Origin of the sequence: Mycobacterium triplex (assembly GCF_000689255.1) — a bacterium.
Taxonomy (GTDB): domain Bacteria; phylum Actinomycetota; class Actinomycetes; order Mycobacteriales; family Mycobacteriaceae; genus Mycobacterium; species Mycobacterium triplex.
Map to the genome: position 1 here is coordinate 1802858 of NZ_HG964446.1, position 14746 is coordinate 1817603.

The following is a 14746-nucleotide window of genomic DNA, read 5'->3' on the forward strand; positions in this document are numbered from 1 at the left end:
GTGCAAGTTTCGGGGGCGCTGCTGTTTCAGCTAGGCGCCCTGCTCGCCGCACTCGCGGTGTTGGGCGCCGTCTCGCGGCGGTTCGCACTGTCGCCGATCCCCGTCTATCTGATGGCCGGTCTTTCGCTGGGCAAAGGCGGCATCTGGCCGGTGGCCGCCGCCGGCGATTTCCTCATGACGGGCGCGCCCATCGGCGTCGTGCTGCTGCTGCTGACCCTGGGGCTGGAGTTCTCCGCGACGGAGTTCGCCGCCAGCTTGCGTCACCACCTGCCCTCGGCGGGCGTCGACGTGGTTCTCAACGCCACCCCCGGAGCGGTGGCGGGGTGGCTGCTGGGGTTCGACGGCATCGCGATCCTGGCCCTGGCCGGGGTCACCTACATCTCGTCCTCGGGCGTGATCGCGCGCCTGCTCGAGGACTTGCGCCGGCTCGGTAACCGCGAAACCCCGGCCGTGCTGTCGGTGTTGGTGCTCGAAGACTTCGCGATGGCCGCCTACCTACCGCTGTTCGCGGTGCTCGCCTCGGGCGGCACCGGGCTGGAGGCGGTCGCCGGGATGGCCGTCGCGATCGGTGCCCTGTTCGCGGCGTTCTTCGCGTCGTACTACTGGGGCCATCACGTGGGCCGGCTGGTGGCAAACGCCGACTCCGAGCAGCTGTTGCTGCGGGTCCTCGGCGTCACGCTGATGGTGGCGGCGCTGGCCGAATCGCTGCACGCCTCGGCGGCCGTCGGCGCGTTCCTGGTCGGGCTCACCCTGACCGGTGACACCGCGAAACGCGCACGCAAGGTGCTGGGCCCGCTGCGCGACCTGTTCGCCGCGACGTTCTTCGTGGCGATCGGCCTGCAGGTGGATCCGCACGAGCTGGTTCCGATGCTTCCGGTCGCCCTGGCCCTCGCCGTCGTCACCGCCGCCACGAAGGTGGCCACCGGGATCTTCGCCGCCCGGCGCGACGGCGTGGCCCGGCGCGGGCAGTTGCGGGCCGGCACCGCGCTCGTCGCGCGCGGCGAGTTCTCGCTGATCATCATCGGCTTGGTGGGTGCGACGATCCCCGCCGTGGCCGCGCTGGCGACGACGTATGTTTTCGTCATGGCGCTCCTGGGTCCGGTGCTGGCCCGGTTCTCCGGCGGACCCCCGCCCGGGGGCGCCGCTGCACCGGCCTGACGCGTCATCCGATGTGCAGGGCCACCACCTGCCACCGCACTCCGCTGCTGGTGGGCAGCTTCTCCACCCGGGCGGCGATGGCGTGGACGCGATCCCCGCGGCTGTAGCAGCCGAACACCTCGGCAGCGCTCTGCGGATCCCGGTGCCCAACGGGTTGCAGCCGCATCCGGCGCAACACCGCGGCGGCCTGGCGCGCGGCGCGCGACCGGCTGACCGCGAGCACGGAGTCGACGAGACCGGGCACCAGCAGCGGCCGGAGCGCAGTGACCGGCCGACGGTGGTCGATGACTTCCAGCACCCGGCGCAGCGCGGCGTCGGCGAACAGCGCGGCCTGGCGCATCGGCACCGACCAGGTCGGTGCCGTCGGCACCGGTCGCCTGACGGCCCGCCCGCTGTAACGCGGCCCGCTGCCGGTCTTACGCGCCACGGTCGACAGCCGGCATTCGGCGGTGTTGCGCGGCACCTCCCGCGGCGGCGGTTCATACTCGACGACGGGCAGGACGGCGAAATCGTCACCGCGAGCGGGGTTTACGGGGCTGATGCTCAACGTGCACTCTCCAAGTCGTCGGTGAACGAGCGGCCTGCAGGAGAGTGGCAGACAATTGGTTCTTCAATTGCCGGTCATCATCGCACAATTCGACATCGCGCGTACCCGCACCGTGTTGCGCCCTAGCGGACGATTACGGTGAGCGAGAGCATCGGGGAACGCCAAGGATCGACCTAGGAGGCCAGGGCCGCAATGGTGACCCGGTTGTCCACAGCGGACGCGTCCTTCTACCGGCTGGAGAACACCGCCACCCCGATGTACGTCGGATCGCTGTCAATCCTGCAGCGCCCGCGGACCGGACTGAGCTACGAGACGCTGCTGGCCGCCGTCGAACAGCGGCTGCCGCAAATACCCCGCTATCGCCAGAAGGTCCGCGAAGTGGGCGTCGGCATGGCCCGGCCGGTGTGGATCGACGACGCCGATTTCGACATCACCTACCACGTGCGGCGCTCGGCACTGCCGTCGCCGGGCAGCGACGAGCAGCTGCACGAGCTGATCGCCCGGCTGGCCGCCCGGCCACTGGACAAGACGCGGCCGCTGTGGGAGATGTACCTGGTCGAAGGCCTGGCCAAGAACCGGGTCGCGCTCTACACCAAGTCGCACCAGGCGCTGATCAACGGGATGACCGCACTGGAGATCGGCCACGTGATCGCCGACCGGACCCGGCAGCCGGCGCCGTTCCCCGAAGACATCTGGATTCCGGAACGCGAGCCCGGCACGACTCGGCTGCTGCTGGGCGCGCTCTCCGACTGGGTGATGGGACCGGGCACGCAGCTACAGGCGGTCGGCTCCAAAATGGCCGGCGCGGCGACCAACTACGGCGAACTGCTCAACGTCGGCCGTCGGGTCTTCGACATCGCGCGCACCGTCGCGCGCGGCACCGCGCCCAGCAGCCCGCTCAATGCGACCGTTTCACGCCATCGGCGGTTCACCGTCGCCCGCGGAAGTCTCGAGGACTTTCGGACGGTGCGCGCACGCTATGACTGCGACATCAACGATGTGGTGCTGGCCGTCGTGACCGGCGCCCTGGGCAACTGGCTGATGTCGCGCGGGGAAGGCGTGTCGTCGAGCGCGACCATCCGGGCGATGGCGCCGCTGTCGGTGTATGCCGAGGGCCAACACGACTCGACCGGCCCGGGCCAGATGATCAGTCAGGTCACTCCGTTCCTGGTGGACCTCCCGGTGGGCGAGGGCAACGCGGTGGTGCGGCTCTCGCAGATCGCGCACGCCACCGAATCGAATCCGTCGGCCGCCCGTCTGGTCGACGCCCGGACCATCGTCACGTTGTCCGGTTTCGCGCCACCGACGCTGCACGCCATGGGCATCCGGGTTGCCACCAGCTTCTCGGCGCGGTTGTTCAACTTGCTGATCACCAATGCACCCGGGGCGCAGTCGCAGATGTACGTCGCCGGCACGAAACTGCTGGAGACCTATGCGGTGCCGCCGCTGCTGCACAACCAGGCGCTGGCCATCGGTGTGACGTCTTACAACGGCACGCTGTATTTCGGAATCAACGCCGACCGCGAGGCGATGAGTGACGTCGACCTGCTGCCGGCGTTGTTGAAGCAATCACTCGAGGAACTACTCGACGCTTCCCGCTAGTTGGTGGCGGTGAAAATCGCTATGTGGATCTACTATTCGTTGATGTGAGCACCTCGAACGACGGCGCACCGGCAAAGGCGAAGAAAAAGAAATCGTCTGCGCAGGACGTACCCACAATCTCCAATGCCATCTATGAAGCCGAATTGTTCCGGCTACAAACAGAATTCGTGAAACTGCAAGAGTGGGTACGGTATTCCGGGGCGCGAATCGTGGTGCTCTTCGAAGGCCGGGATGCGGCGGGCAAGGGCGGGGCCATCAAACGGATCACCGAATACCTCAGTCCCCGCACCGCCCGCATCGCCGCATTGCCGGTACCCACGGATCGCGAGCGGGGCGAGTGGTACTACCAGAGGTATATCGCCCATCTGCCCACCAAGGGCGAAATCGTGCTCTTCGACCGGTCGTGGTACAACCGCGCCGGCATCGAGAAAGTCATGGGATTCTGCACGCCGCAAGAACATGCGCTGTTTTTGCGGCAGACGCCGATATTCGAGCAGATGCTGATCGACGACGGGATTCTGCTGCGCAAGTACTGGTTTTCGGTTTCGGAGGCCGAACAACTGCGCCGTTTCAAGGCCCGCCGCAACGACCCCGTGCGGCGCTGGAAACTGTCCACGATGGACCTGGAATCGGTGTATCGCTGGGAGGACTATTCGCGCGCCAAAGACGAGATGATGGTGCACACCGATACTCCCGTAAGTCCTTGGTACGTAGTGGAATCCGACATCAAGAAACACGCGCGGCTGAACATGATGCACCACCTGCTGTCCAGCATCTCCTACGTCGAGGTCGAAGAGCCGAAGGTCGACTTGCCCCAGCGTCCGGTCGTCAGCGGCAGCTACCGGCGTCCGCCACGCGAGTTGTCGAAATATGTCGACGACTACGCGGCCACCCTGATCGAATCATGATTCAGGTCTACATTCCCGCCACGCTGGCGATGCTGCAGCAGCTCGTCGCCGACGGCTCGCTCCGGCCCGTCAACGGCACCGCGTTCGCGGTGACGCCGACACTGCGCGAGGCCTACGCCGAGGGCGACGACGACGAGCTCGCCGACGTCGCGCTGCGTGAGGCGGCGCTGGCCTCGCTGCGACTGCTGGCGGCCGACGAGGATCAGACGGCGCGGCCGCGGCGAGCGGTGCTGGCGGCCGAGGTCGATGACGTCACCTGCCGCCCCGATCTCGACGATGCGGTGGTCCGGCTCGCCGAGCCCGTCTCGCTGGACCAGGTGATCGCGGCGTACGTCGACAATGCCGGCGCGGAGGAGGCCGTCGCGAAGGCGATCGAGGCCATCGATGCCGCTGACCTGGGGGATGAGGATGCCGACCTGATCGTCGGCGACGCCCAGGACCACGATTTGGCCTGGTATGCCAACCAGGAGCTGCCGTTCCTGCTCGACCTGTTGTGACGGCCGACGAATGTGACGCAATCGGGCAAGTGAGCCTGGAAAAGATAACGTAACTTACGGTACCGTAGCCTTTGTTATGGGTAGGAAATACCAATCGCTCACCGCAAATGTGGTCGATACGAAGCGGCCGACCGTCGCGGGCGCCGAGCGGCATCCCGGCTGGCATGCGCTGCGTAAGATCGCCGCGCGCATCACGACGCCGCTGCTGCCCGACGACTATCTGCAGCTGGCCAATCCGCTGTGGTCGGCGCGGGAATTGCGCGGCCGCATCGTGCAGGTTCGCCGCGAGACGGAGGACTCCGCGACCCTGGTCATCAAACCGGGCTGGGGCTTCAGCTTCGACTTCGAGCCGGGGCAGTACATCGGGATCGGCCTGCGGATCAACGGCCGCTGGCGCTGGCGTTCGTATTCGCTGACGTCGAGCCCAGTCGCGCGGTCCGGCTCCGGCCCCGAGCGCACCGTGACCATCACCGTCAAGGCGATGCCGGAAGGCTTTTTGTCCAGCCACCTGGTGGCCGGTGTCGAGCCCGGGACGATCGTTCGGCTGGCCGCACCGCAGGGCAACTTCGTCCTGCCCGATCCGGCACCGCCGTCGATCCTGTTCCTCACCGCCGGATCGGGGATCACGCCGGTGATGTCGATGCTGCGAACGCTGGTGCGTCGCAACCAAATCGGTGACATCCAGCACGTGCACTCGGCGCCCACCGGATCGGACGTGATGTTCGGCAGCGAACTGACCGCGCTGGCGTCCGTGCATCCCGGATACCGGCTGCAGGTCCGCGAGACCCGGACGCGGGGCCGGCTTGACCTCGCCCGGCTCGACGACGAGGTGCCGGACTGGCGCCAACGTCAGACCTGGGCGTGCGGGCCGGAGGGCATGTTGGCCCAGGCCGAGAAGGTGTGGGCGGCCGCGGGTATCGGCGACCGGCTGCACCTGGAGCGGTTCGCGGTGGCCAAGGCCGCACCGGCCGGAGCCGGTGGAACCGTGACCTTCGGCCGAAGCGGTCGCACGGTCACCGCCGACGCCGCGACATCGCTGATGGACGCGGGGGAGGGCGCAGGAATCCAGATGCCCTTCGGCTGCCGGATGGGTATCTGCCAGTCGTGCGTGGTACCCCTGCTGGACGGCCACGTCCGTGACCTGCGAACCGGGCAGGAACACGAGCCCGGGAGCCGCGTACAGACCTGCATCTCGGCCGCATCCGGCGATTGTGTGCTCGACATTTAGACGCTACTCATAGGTAACCTACGGCTTCGTAGGTTACGATAGCGTAGGTACTGACCACAGGAACGACCGCCGGGAGGTGAGAACTATGGCGATCACAGATGTCGACGTATTCGCACATTTGACCGAGGCAGATATCGACGCCCTGGCCGTTGAGCTGGACGCGATCCGCCAGGACGTAGAGGACTCACGCGGCGAGCGGGATGCCCGCTACATCCACCGCACCATCGCCGCGCAGCGCGCGCTGGAGGTGACCGGCCGGCTGCTGCTGGCCGCGAGTTCGCGACGTTCGGCGTGGTGGGCCGGAACCGTGACCCTGGGCGTGGCCAAGATCATCGAGAACATGGAGATCGGCCACAACGTCATGCACGGCCAGTGGGACTGGATGAACGATCCGGAGATCCACTCCTCCTCGTGGGAGTGGGACATGAGCGGGTCGTCCAAGCACTGGCGCTACACCCACAACTTCGTGCACCACAAGTACACGAACATCCTCGGGATGGACGACGACGTGGGCTACGGCATGCTGCGCGTCACCCGCGACCAGCGTTGGCGCAAGTACAACCTGTTCAACTTGGTGTGGAACACCTTGCTGGCCCTCGGTTTCGAGTGGGGAGTCGGCTTGCAGCACGTCGAGATCGGCAAGATCGTCAAGAAGCGCATGGACCACGACGAGGCCCGTGAGCGCACGGAGGAGTTCTTCGCCAAGGCGGGCCGACAGGTGCTCAAGGACTACGTCGCGTTCCCGGCGCTGACCTCGCTGTCGCCCGGGGCGACCTACAAGTCCACGTTGAAGGCCAATGCCCTGGCCAACGTGATCCGCAATGTGTGGGCCAACGCGGTGATCTTCTGCGGCCACTTCCCCGATGGCGCAGAGAAATTCACCAAGACCGACATGATCGGGGAGTCGAAGGGTCAGTGGTACCTGCGCCAGATGCTGGGCAGTGCCAACTTCGAAGCCGGACCGGCGCTGCGGTTCATGAGTGGCAACCTGTGCCACCAGATCGAGCACCACCTGTACCCGGACCTGCCGAGCAACCGGCTCCACGAGATCTCGGTGCGGGTGCGTGAGGTCTGCGACAAGTACGACTTGCCTTACACCACAGGGTCTTTCCTGGTGCAGTACGGCAAGACGTGGCGCACTTTGGCCAAGTTGTCGTTGCCCAACAAGTATCTGCTGGACAACGCCGACGACGCGCCGGAAACCCGCAGCGAGCGGATGTTCGCCGAACTGGACGCCGATTTCGCGGGTACCGATCCTCAGACCGGCCGCCGCCGCGGACTCAAGACCGCCATCGCCACCGTTCGGGGTTGGCGCCGCAACAAGCGCGCGATGAAGAAAATGGAGCAGCTGCGCTCCGGCGCCGACGATCTGGCGGCCTGAGCCCTGCGCCTAGACCGGGCTGCGCACCGGCATGACCAATACGGCGCCGCCACCGCGAACCCGAGGGCCGCGATCCAATTCGCCGTGGTGATGCACCCGGGTCCGCCCGGCGCCGTGGGGATTTCGTGTCCGGGCGGCGGTGCCAACCCACCGCGGCGGGACGTTGCCGAACGTGTGTCGAGTCGGTCGGCGCCGCCGCGCGATTTGAGTCGGATTTTGGTGCGATTTGCTGCCACTACCTCGGGTAAGGCTAACTGCCGGTGACGTTGAGGCGTCGTCCAAGGGGCGCCGAGATGGCCGGTAACCGACGTTGCTGTTGCCTCCGCGCCCCCGTGGTGGAATCTCAGCAAGCGGTGTCGTCCGCTCGCTTTGCCATGCCCGGTGGCCGCTAGGAGATGAATCGCCATGCCAAACTCGCTCACGGTGGTGTACCAGGAACTCTTAGACCGAGCCGCCGAGCTGGAGGCGCCGCTCCCACCGCCGCCGACCGAAAATCCCCAGCCTCCGTGCGCTCTCGAGATGGTAAAGCGGCCGGCCCGAGACCTTTCGCACGGAGCAGACGACATGCGAGACAAGCTTGCGCTTGCGGAAAGGGAGCGGAAGCGTCTGGCGGAGTCGCTGCGCAATGCGGCCTTTGCCTACGAACTTGTGGACGACGAGATCGCGGCGGCCTTCAACAACGAGACGCCCGTGGGGCAGGGGATCGTGCCCGCCCTGCCCAGACTCGCGGTTGTGGAGGATTCCCCGCCGGAAATGGTGGGCGGCGCAGCAGCTCTGGGCGCCCCGCTGCCGATACCGGAGGAGTTCCAGACCGTCGAAAGAGCGGCGTGGGAACTCGAACAAGGCGATCAGGGCGCTTCGTTGAGTCGCTTCGCGGATGCATGGGAGCAGTACGGAGTGGTGTTGCGGGATGCTCGCAGGCGGTTCCGGCCATTCCTGCAATGGGGCGGCGACGACATCACCGGGGCGTGCAAGGCGGTGGAGACCAATTTCGGTCAACAGGCGGCGTGGTTGAGCTCGATGGCGATCCTGTGTCAACAGCTGGCTGATCAGGCGAGACCAGTTGTGAAGGCGCATAAGCGGGCTCGCCACGATCATGTCACCGCGGGCGATTGGCTGCACGAGGGCGTCTTCAGATTCGATTACAAAGACTTTGTCGCACTGGAAAAGTGGATTCAAGACCATTGGCAGGAGCCGGGGAGGGCGCAATGGTGGAAAGCGTTCTACACCGGGGCGTCGGCGGATTCGGAGAAGATTCTCGCCACGTATCAGCAAGCCATACCTACCGCGGGGCAGGTGACCCCGTCGGATCCCCCCGCGGCCTACCCGGTCGAGAAGCCGAAACCACCGAAACCATATGTGCCCACCCCCGAGGACTACTGGAACTGGGAGGAGGCCGAGCGAAAGAGAATAGAAGAAGAGGAACTGGAGAAAAAGCACGAAAAGAATCTGCGTCCACCACCGAGACCGCCAGACCCCGATCCCGTACCTCCGCCGCGCCCGACACCGGACGGCGGCGGCGGCGAAACGCCGATGATGCCGGCGATGCCGATGATGCCGGCGATGCCGATGATGCCGTCGGCACCTCAGCCCGACCCGGCACTCGCCGATGCCTTGAAGGACCTGAAAAGTCAAGGGGCGCCGAAACTTCCGCACGGCGGTGGGGTCAAGCCGGCCTCGTTCGGCGGGGCGGGTGTGCCAGGCGTGCCGCTGCAGTCGTGGGGAGACGACAAGGCGACGGGAAAGGCCGGTGCGGCGGGGCCCGCCGGTCCTGGCCGGGGAGTCCCAGGTGTGGGCGGGGGGCCCGGTGCGATGGGCGGTGGCATGGGAGGCGCACCCGCGGCCGGTGGGGAAAAGGGCGGCAAAGGCAAACGCGTGCAAGGCGATGAGGAGGCGATGTATACCGAGGAACGGTCGTGGACCGAGGGTGTGATCGGTTTGCGCGGCGCCAAGGACGCCCCCAAGCAGTAGACGGCAGTCGTACCCACCCGCTCAGCGTGTGCGGCGTGGAAAGAGGAGTAATCGATGGGCCTGGCGCCGCCGACGGGTGAGTATGCCGAGCAGATGCTTGCCCCGGATGCGTGGCCGGAGTCCGACGAGGACATCAACTTCGACTGTGCCGAGCACTACATGCGGGTTTTGCGTCAGGTCAGCGACGTGGCGGATAACTGCCGGCGTCAGCAGCTCGAGATCTTCAATGATGATGTGTGGTCGGGAAGGGCCTCCGGTGCGGCCGATCGCGAATTAGGAACACTCATCGAGGCGTTGACGACGCTGCAAAACGGCCTTGCCTCGGTGATCACCTGGCACAGAAACGTCGCCAGATCGATCATTCAAGCCAAGTCGGACATCTACGACAATGTGGACGTCGCGGAGCGCAAGATCGACGCCCTGGCAAACGAATTCAGGCTGACCGAAGCCGAACGGACCGAAGCGATCAGCGCGGTGGTCATTGCGACACGCCAGGCAAACGCCGGCGTGATGACCGCGACCGCCGAGCAGATCCTGGCAAGCAAGGCCTGGACGCCGCCCGACAACGCGCTTCAGGACCTGTTGGACCAGAAGGCGCCTCCCGTGACACCCGGGGACGACGAGCCCTCAAGTACCGATCCCGCCCTGCCGGGACCGGTCGCCCCGCCACCGTCAGGACCGGCCGCGCCGCCACCTGTGGGGCCGGCAAATCCGCCACCTGTGGGGCCGGCAAATCCGCCACCGTCGCTGCCCGGTCGTGCGGTGCCCGGTTGGTCGCCGGCGGCACCTGCTGCCAGCGGGCCACGCCGCGCGACAACTCCGGGTGGCGCGACAACTCCGGGCCCGGCCCGTCGCCCGGCGGCAGCGGAGCGGGATGGCAGTGACGACGGCCCGGCCGGTCCGGTGCTGCCGGACGCCGCGCCGTATGGGGTTGGGCAGCAAGATGATTCACCGCGAGTAGCGCCCGCCAGCGCGAGTGTCATGCCGGCGATGCCGATGGCACCGGGCGCGGCAGGCGGCGGTGGCGTGGGCGGGTCCGCTTCGGGTGCCGGGCCAGGCGGCGGCGGGGTGCCGGGAGTGGGCGGTCCAGCCGGACGGGTGTCTCCCGGCCGGGCCGCCGGGGTCCGGCCGGCCGCTGCGGCGCATCGTCCGGCGCCACGCGGCGATCGCGTTGCGCACCGCGCGTCGACCGATGCGGGTCAGGTAGCGGAAGTCAATGCCGTTGCGGCGATTCCGGTTTCACCGGCTCGGCTGGAACGCGACGCGATCGCCGAGGCGGCAACCGCCGATGCCGCGCGCCGACACGGGGCCGATCCGCTGCAGCTGGCGCGGCGCATAGCGGCGGCATTGAATGCCCCCATCGATGATCGGGAGCAGGACCTCGGATTCTTCTGGGTGACCGGCGTGACCACCGACGGTGCGATCGTGGTGGCCAACAGCTATGGGCTGGCCTATATCCCGGACTGCGTGCAGTTGCCCGAGGGGGTGTTCATGGCCACCGCCGATGATGCGATTGCCGCCGCCGAGCGGGCCCGCTGGGCTACATACCCGGTGGTGGCGGTGCACGGCTGGGTGGCTGCGCGCGACGCGAAGCTGCGTGCGGTGATCGGCACGGCGGAACAGTTGGCCGATTCAGACCCGGGCGCAGCCAAATTGGTGCTCCAGGCCGATGACATCCCCGACAGCGGGGAAATGTTCGGCCGGTCCCGGTTGGCGGTGGTGACTCCCGAGGCAGCCGAGCGGTTGGCGCAGACGCCTGACGCGAATCTGCTCGCATTGCTGCCGCCGGCGGACGCCAACCCGCCCACCGATCAGCGCATCGGACTGTGGCTACAAGTGATGAAACCCATGGTCAGCAGCGATCCTCGCCGTCAGGCGCCGCACCTGAAGGCCTTCAACGCCTACGCAGCTCATGCCCGCGACGTCGCTGTCCACGATGCCTACTGCGCGGCCGACGCGGGAGCGCAGCGCAGGGCCGTCGAGGACTGGCTGTACTGGAAGCATCTGGCCGAACTCCTCGGGGCCGCGTTGTCGGTCGCTTCGTAGTCGCGACGCGCTTGCCGCCTGGGTCTACTCTCGGAAATATGCTTGCAGCGTTTGGATTCGAAACTCTGGGCGTAGTCGTCGGGGACATGTTCTTCGTCGACCCGACCCCGAACGAAGGTCAGGAAACCCCGGAACGGGGAGTCCGGCTAGAACTCCGGGTGGTCGACCGGGCCGAGCCGCGGGGCTCGATCTATGCCGGCATCCCGATCGCCTTCAACCGCCCGGTGTGGCGGGTGGACCTGTTCGGTTCCACCGAGAGCCCGCCGGGAACGCTGGACCGGGCCCATCACCATCCCCGATTCAAGGGTTGGGAACCGGGACGCCGGCATTTCGTCCCCGAGCTGTCGGCCGACCCGGTGTCGTGGTTGGCCGAACAGCTGGCCGATCCGGCCGCCGTGCTGGCCCGCGCGGGCGTCGAACCCGATGAGGTCCCTGAGGCCGACAAGGCCGGGCTCGCCGCGGCAGCGCCGGACATCGTGGCTGCGGTGAAACGGATGCTCGACGGCGTGCGCGACGGGGAGCTGGCCCCGGCTCCCGCTGAGCCGGTTGCCGCCGCCCGTACCGGCTGGCTCTGATTTCTAGCGCGCGTCTTCCGCGGTGAAGACGTCGATCGGCCGCTGGGGCGACAACATCACCAGGGGGATCGGCCGGCTGGTCGACTGCTGATAGGTGAGGTACGGCGGGTAGAGGTGCGCCATGTAGGCCCAAACGTGATGGCGTTCCTCGCCTTCGGGCTCACGCCACGTGGCCTCGAAGGCTTGGGTGGCGACCTGGACACCAATTGTCTTGCTTGCCAAGATATTCAGGTACCACTGCGGATGCGAGTCGGCGCCTCCCTTGGATCCGACGATCACGATCTCGCCACCGTAGTTGCCGTAGATCAAGGGTCTGATGTAGCTCTTACCCGATTTGCGGCCGACGCACTTGATCAAGCAGTGCGTGGTCAGTTCCCGGCCTCCCACCGCGCTCACATCCAGAATGTGGCCTCGGGTGCCACCGGAGGTCAAATACGTCTCGAGGTGCTCGGCTACCCAGTCAGCTCGCGCCGCCCGGATCGATGCGGCCTCGGCGTCGCCCATGCATGACTCCCTACCTAAACCGGGCGACGGCCATGGGGCCGCGCATCCGTCGTTGACGTTCCAAAGTTAACCATGCAACCATGCGTCCGGCCGACAGTCTCCGGGACCCCAGGCCCTCGGGGTGTGCGTTCTCGTAGGGCCCATCTGTTGCCGTCGAACGCCGATGGGCTGTTCCTATCGACGCCGCAGCGTTCGCGGACTTTGTCCACCTGACCGGGGGGCAAGTCGATAAGCCGAAGACCGCGGGTGAGCTGCCTTCGTCACGGCAGTAGCCCACATCGCCCACCGGCTGGCCATCGCCTGCACACCGGCAGTATCTACATGCAACATCGGCTGCACGGGCCAAGTGTAGGAACGCCATCACGCACCGGCCAGTCATATGAACGGCTTAGCCCAATCGCTCGATGATGGTGGCGTTGGCCATGCCGCCGCCCTCGCACATGGTCTGCAGGCCGTAACGGCCGCCACGCTGTTCCAGCGCATTGACCATCGTGGTCGTAATACGAGCACCGCTGGCGCCCAACGGATGTCCGATCGCGATCGCACCGCCGTTCACGTTTGGTCTCGGCCAGATCGGCCCCGGTGTCCTGAGCCCAGGCCAGGATCGGTGCAGAAAGCTACATTGCCTTGACATTGCCGCGACGTATGGCGCCCACCGAAATGGTGGGAGAGGGTCAGAGGCTGACTACCGATGTATCGGCCATGCCTCCAAGTAGGCGTCAATTGCGGCCTCGATTGCCAAGCCATACTCGTTTGGGACATAGTCGGGCCCGAAGTTCTCTCGCAGTGCCGGCGCGAGAACACCCAACACCACGCCATCGCTCTGGTCGTTGGTGGGTCTCTCTGTAGTACGCAGCTCCGCCAAGAGAACCGGGTTACGACGTTCGAGCTCTTCGATGATTAGCGCTCGGGCGCGGTCTGGGATGACGTCGAAGACCTTGCTCATGGATTCCTCCATCCATCCCGACTATTCGCCCATGCGGTTATCACTTTTCCGTCCTTACCAAGGATGACTGTCGCGTCCTCGCCCACGTATGTGTAGTTGCCGCCGTACTGATTTTGCGCATACTGCGGCGGCCCAATCGGATGCTCGACGGCGTCCCGCAATGCATTGTCGTTGACTCCGTGCCCATCTCGGCCTTCTATCCGCTCCCGGCCATGATCTGTGTATCCGTCGATCTGCGTGGGCGGCGGAAATGGCGGCTCCGCCGTCCCCGGGTGCGATGGGTCTTCGCCTTCTACGGGTATCCCCAATTGCCCAAGTCGGTCCCGGATTTGGGCTTGCCGTTCGACAAGGGGGCCTTTGTCGGCGATGCAGGCGTCGTATGCTGCCTGTTCGTTCGGCAGGATGAAGGTGCGTCCGCATCGGGAATTGTAATCAGCTATTTCACGGTTGACCTCCGCCCATGCCGCCCGCGCCTCAGTGGCTGTCATATCTTTCGGGTCGGGTGGTGGCGGCATTGGTGGGGCTTGTTTAACGGTGTGGTTATCGACCGCGCAGACGAGGTCGTTCTGCGACGGGGCGATTGGCGCGAATGTGTCACGGATGCCGGACACCACCGCGGTGACGTTGCGCGCTACCTGGGCATCAAGGGTGACTAGTCGTGCCGCCCGCTGCCGGATATCAGCAGCCAACGCTTGCGCCTCGACCGACCGAGCGGCTCGCTGTGCGCCTGATCCGCCGGCTCTACGATTGGTGACCGAAAGATCTTGGTGGACTTGGAATCCCGCTGTGAGGGCGTCTTCGACAGCGTAACGCACTCGTGAGCGGGCCGCATGCAGATCCGAGGCTCCACTGCGCGCAACGCTGGCTGCGGTCTGGAGCTGGTCGACGACTGCACTGGTGGTTGTCAGGTCGGCGTGCGTCGCGACATGCAGCGCGTCGGCGGATTCGCCTTGCCAATCAACAGACGTCGCGTCCCGCCACACCTGGTGGACTACTCCGTAGCTACTCTCGCCGACGGTCTCCCAGTGGTCGGCGGCCTCGGTGAGATGGTCGGTGGGCCAGGCCAACAGCTCCGACAGACCGGGAATCCCCCCGACCGCGGACATTGCTATACGCGAGTCACCGGTTGAGCGACAGCGGCAACCTCGGCGGCCGAAACCACTTCATTCGCGACATAACGCATGTCGGCTTGAACGACGGCGGTGGCGCGGCCACTTACGCGCGCGGCAAGCTTCGCAGTGAACGCCGCGACGTCGACATGCGCGGCGTTGACCGCGGCCGCGCTGCCCTGACAGGACAGCCCCAGCCCTGCCGGAGCTACCAGGCCAGTCAGCTCGCTCACTGAAGCACCCCAGCAGTCGGCCATCGCCTGCACACCGGCTG

General features: G+C 66.5%; 14 protein-coding genes and 1 pseudogene. 9 read left to right on the forward strand and 6 right to left on the reverse strand.

Annotated features, from left to right (window positions below):
* Complete coding sequence (locus tag BN973_RS08425) at window positions 1-1158, forward strand: cation:proton antiporter (RefSeq protein WP_036467281.1); 1158 nt, start codon at window positions 1-3, stop codon at window positions 1156-1158.
* 4 nt (window positions 1159-1162) lie between these two features.
* Here the strand turns inward: BN973_RS08425 and BN973_RS08430 are convergent, their stop codons facing one another.
* Window positions 1163-1705, reverse strand: a complete 543-nt coding sequence (locus tag BN973_RS08430; protein WP_169718206.1) for an Rv3235 family protein — start codon at window positions 1703-1705, stop codon at window positions 1163-1165.
* 192 nt (window positions 1706-1897) lie between these two features.
* Here BN973_RS08430 and BN973_RS08435 point away from each other — a divergent pair, with 192 nt between their 5' ends.
* The 8 genes from BN973_RS08435 to BN973_RS08470 all read left to right on the forward strand — a co-directional run bounded on the left by BN973_RS08435 (window position 1898) and on the right by BN973_RS08470 (window position 11913).
* On the forward strand, window positions 1898-3307 hold the full coding sequence (locus tag BN973_RS08435) for a WS/DGAT/MGAT family O-acyltransferase (protein ID WP_036467282.1): 1410 nt from the start codon (window positions 1898-1900) through the stop codon (window positions 3305-3307).
* A gap of 44 nt (window positions 3308-3351) precedes the next feature.
* Window positions 3352-4215, forward strand: coding sequence for a polyphosphate kinase 2 (ppk2, locus tag BN973_RS08440; protein WP_036467284.1), 864 nt, complete (start codon window positions 3352-3354; stop codon window positions 4213-4215).
* Window positions 4212-4712: a DUF6912 family protein gene (locus BN973_RS08445; RefSeq protein WP_036467286.1), complete on the forward strand. Its 501-nt coding sequence runs from the start codon at window positions 4212-4214 to the stop codon at window positions 4710-4712. The genes ppk2 and BN973_RS08445 overlap by 4 nt, the downstream gene beginning before the upstream one ends.
* Before the next feature lie 76 nt (window positions 4713-4788).
* Entirely contained in the window at window positions 4789-5940 is a 1152-nt protein-coding gene (locus tag BN973_RS08450) for a ferredoxin reductase (RefSeq protein WP_036467287.1), read from the forward strand.
* Window positions 5941-6025: 85 nt separating this feature from the next.
* Window positions 6026-7321, forward strand: coding sequence for a fatty acid desaturase family protein (locus BN973_RS08455; RefSeq protein WP_036467288.1), 1296 nt, complete (start codon window positions 6026-6028; stop codon window positions 7319-7321).
* 405 nt (window positions 7322-7726) lie between these two features.
* Complete coding sequence (locus tag BN973_RS08460) at window positions 7727-9292, forward strand: PPE domain-containing protein (RefSeq protein ID WP_036467290.1); 1566 nt, start codon at window positions 7727-7729, stop codon at window positions 9290-9292.
* 54 nt (window positions 9293-9346) lie between these two features.
* A complete protein-coding gene (locus BN973_RS08465; protein WP_036467292.1) occupies window positions 9347-11338 on the forward strand; it encodes a hypothetical protein in 1992 nt (663 codons plus the stop codon).
* Window positions 11339-11376: 38 nt separating this feature from the next.
* The gene (locus BN973_RS08470) at window positions 11377-11913 is read left to right on the forward strand and encodes a hypothetical protein (RefSeq protein WP_036467295.1); all 537 of its coding nucleotides are present in this window, start codon (window positions 11377-11379) and stop codon (window positions 11911-11913) included.
* A 3-nt stretch (window positions 11914-11916) separates the two neighbouring features.
* On the opposite strand, the gene BN973_RS08475 is transcribed toward BN973_RS08470, so the two are convergent.
* From BN973_RS08475 to BN973_RS08490, 5 genes and pseudogenes are all read right to left on the reverse strand, one after another.
* Window positions 11917-12417 carry a nitroreductase/quinone reductase family protein gene (locus tag BN973_RS08475; protein ID WP_036467298.1) on the reverse strand — a complete coding sequence of 167 codons (501 nt, stop codon included), beginning with the start codon at window positions 12415-12417 and terminating at the stop codon, window positions 11917-11919.
* Between the two features lie 388 nt (window positions 12418-12805).
* Window positions 12806-13022: pseudogene (locus BN973_RS30385) on the reverse strand (steroid 3-ketoacyl-CoA thiolase); the annotation flags it as partial.
* Window positions 13023-13102: 80 nt separating this feature from the next.
* Window positions 13103-13363, reverse strand: coding sequence for a hypothetical protein (locus BN973_RS08480; protein ID WP_036472177.1), 261 nt, complete (start codon window positions 13361-13363; stop codon window positions 13103-13105).
* Window positions 13360-14469, reverse strand: a complete 1110-nt coding sequence (locus BN973_RS30390) for a hypothetical protein (protein ID WP_084163335.1) — start codon at window positions 14467-14469, stop codon at window positions 13360-13362. Before BN973_RS30390 ends, BN973_RS08480 begins: the two co-directional genes overlap by 4 nt.
* Before the next feature lie 2 nt (window positions 14470-14471).
* The gene (locus BN973_RS08490) at window positions 14472-14705 is read right to left on the reverse strand and encodes a hypothetical protein (RefSeq protein WP_232232043.1); all 234 of its coding nucleotides are present in this window, start codon (window positions 14703-14705) and stop codon (window positions 14472-14474) included.
* Window positions 14706-14746 lie beyond the last annotated feature (41 nt).

Bases quoted from the DNA above. Each gene is read 5' to 3' on its own strand.
- BN973_RS08470 (WP_036467295.1), top strand. From the start codon at position 11,377: ATGCTTGCAGCGTTTGGATTCGAAACTCTGGGCGTAGTCGTCGGGGAC.
- BN973_RS08465 (WP_036467292.1), top strand. From the start codon at position 9,347: ATGGGCCTGGCGCCGCCGACGGGTGAGTATGCCGAGCAGATGCTTGCC.
- BN973_RS30390 (WP_084163335.1), bottom strand. From the start codon at position 14,469: ATGTCCGCGGTCGGGGGGATTCCCGGTCTGTCGGAGCTGTTGGCCTGG.
- BN973_RS08475 (WP_036467298.1), bottom strand. From the start codon at position 12,417: ATGGGCGACGCCGAGGCCGCATCGATCCGGGCGGCGCGAGCTGACTGG.
- BN973_RS08435 (WP_036467282.1), top strand. From the start codon at position 1,898: ATGGTGACCCGGTTGTCCACAGCGGACGCGTCCTTCTACCGGCTGGAG.
- BN973_RS08480 (WP_036472177.1), bottom strand. From the start codon at position 13,363: ATGAGCAAGGTCTTCGACGTCATCCCAGACCGCGCCCGAGCGCTAATC.
- BN973_RS08460 (WP_036467290.1), top strand. From the start codon at position 7,727: ATGCCAAACTCGCTCACGGTGGTGTACCAGGAACTCTTAGACCGAGCC.
- BN973_RS08455 (WP_036467288.1), top strand. From the start codon at position 6,026: ATGGCGATCACAGATGTCGACGTATTCGCACATTTGACCGAGGCAGAT.
- BN973_RS08450 (WP_036467287.1), top strand. From the start codon at position 4,789: ATGGGTAGGAAATACCAATCGCTCACCGCAAATGTGGTCGATACGAAG.
- BN973_RS08445 (WP_036467286.1), top strand. From the start codon at position 4,212: ATGATTCAGGTCTACATTCCCGCCACGCTGGCGATGCTGCAGCAGCTC.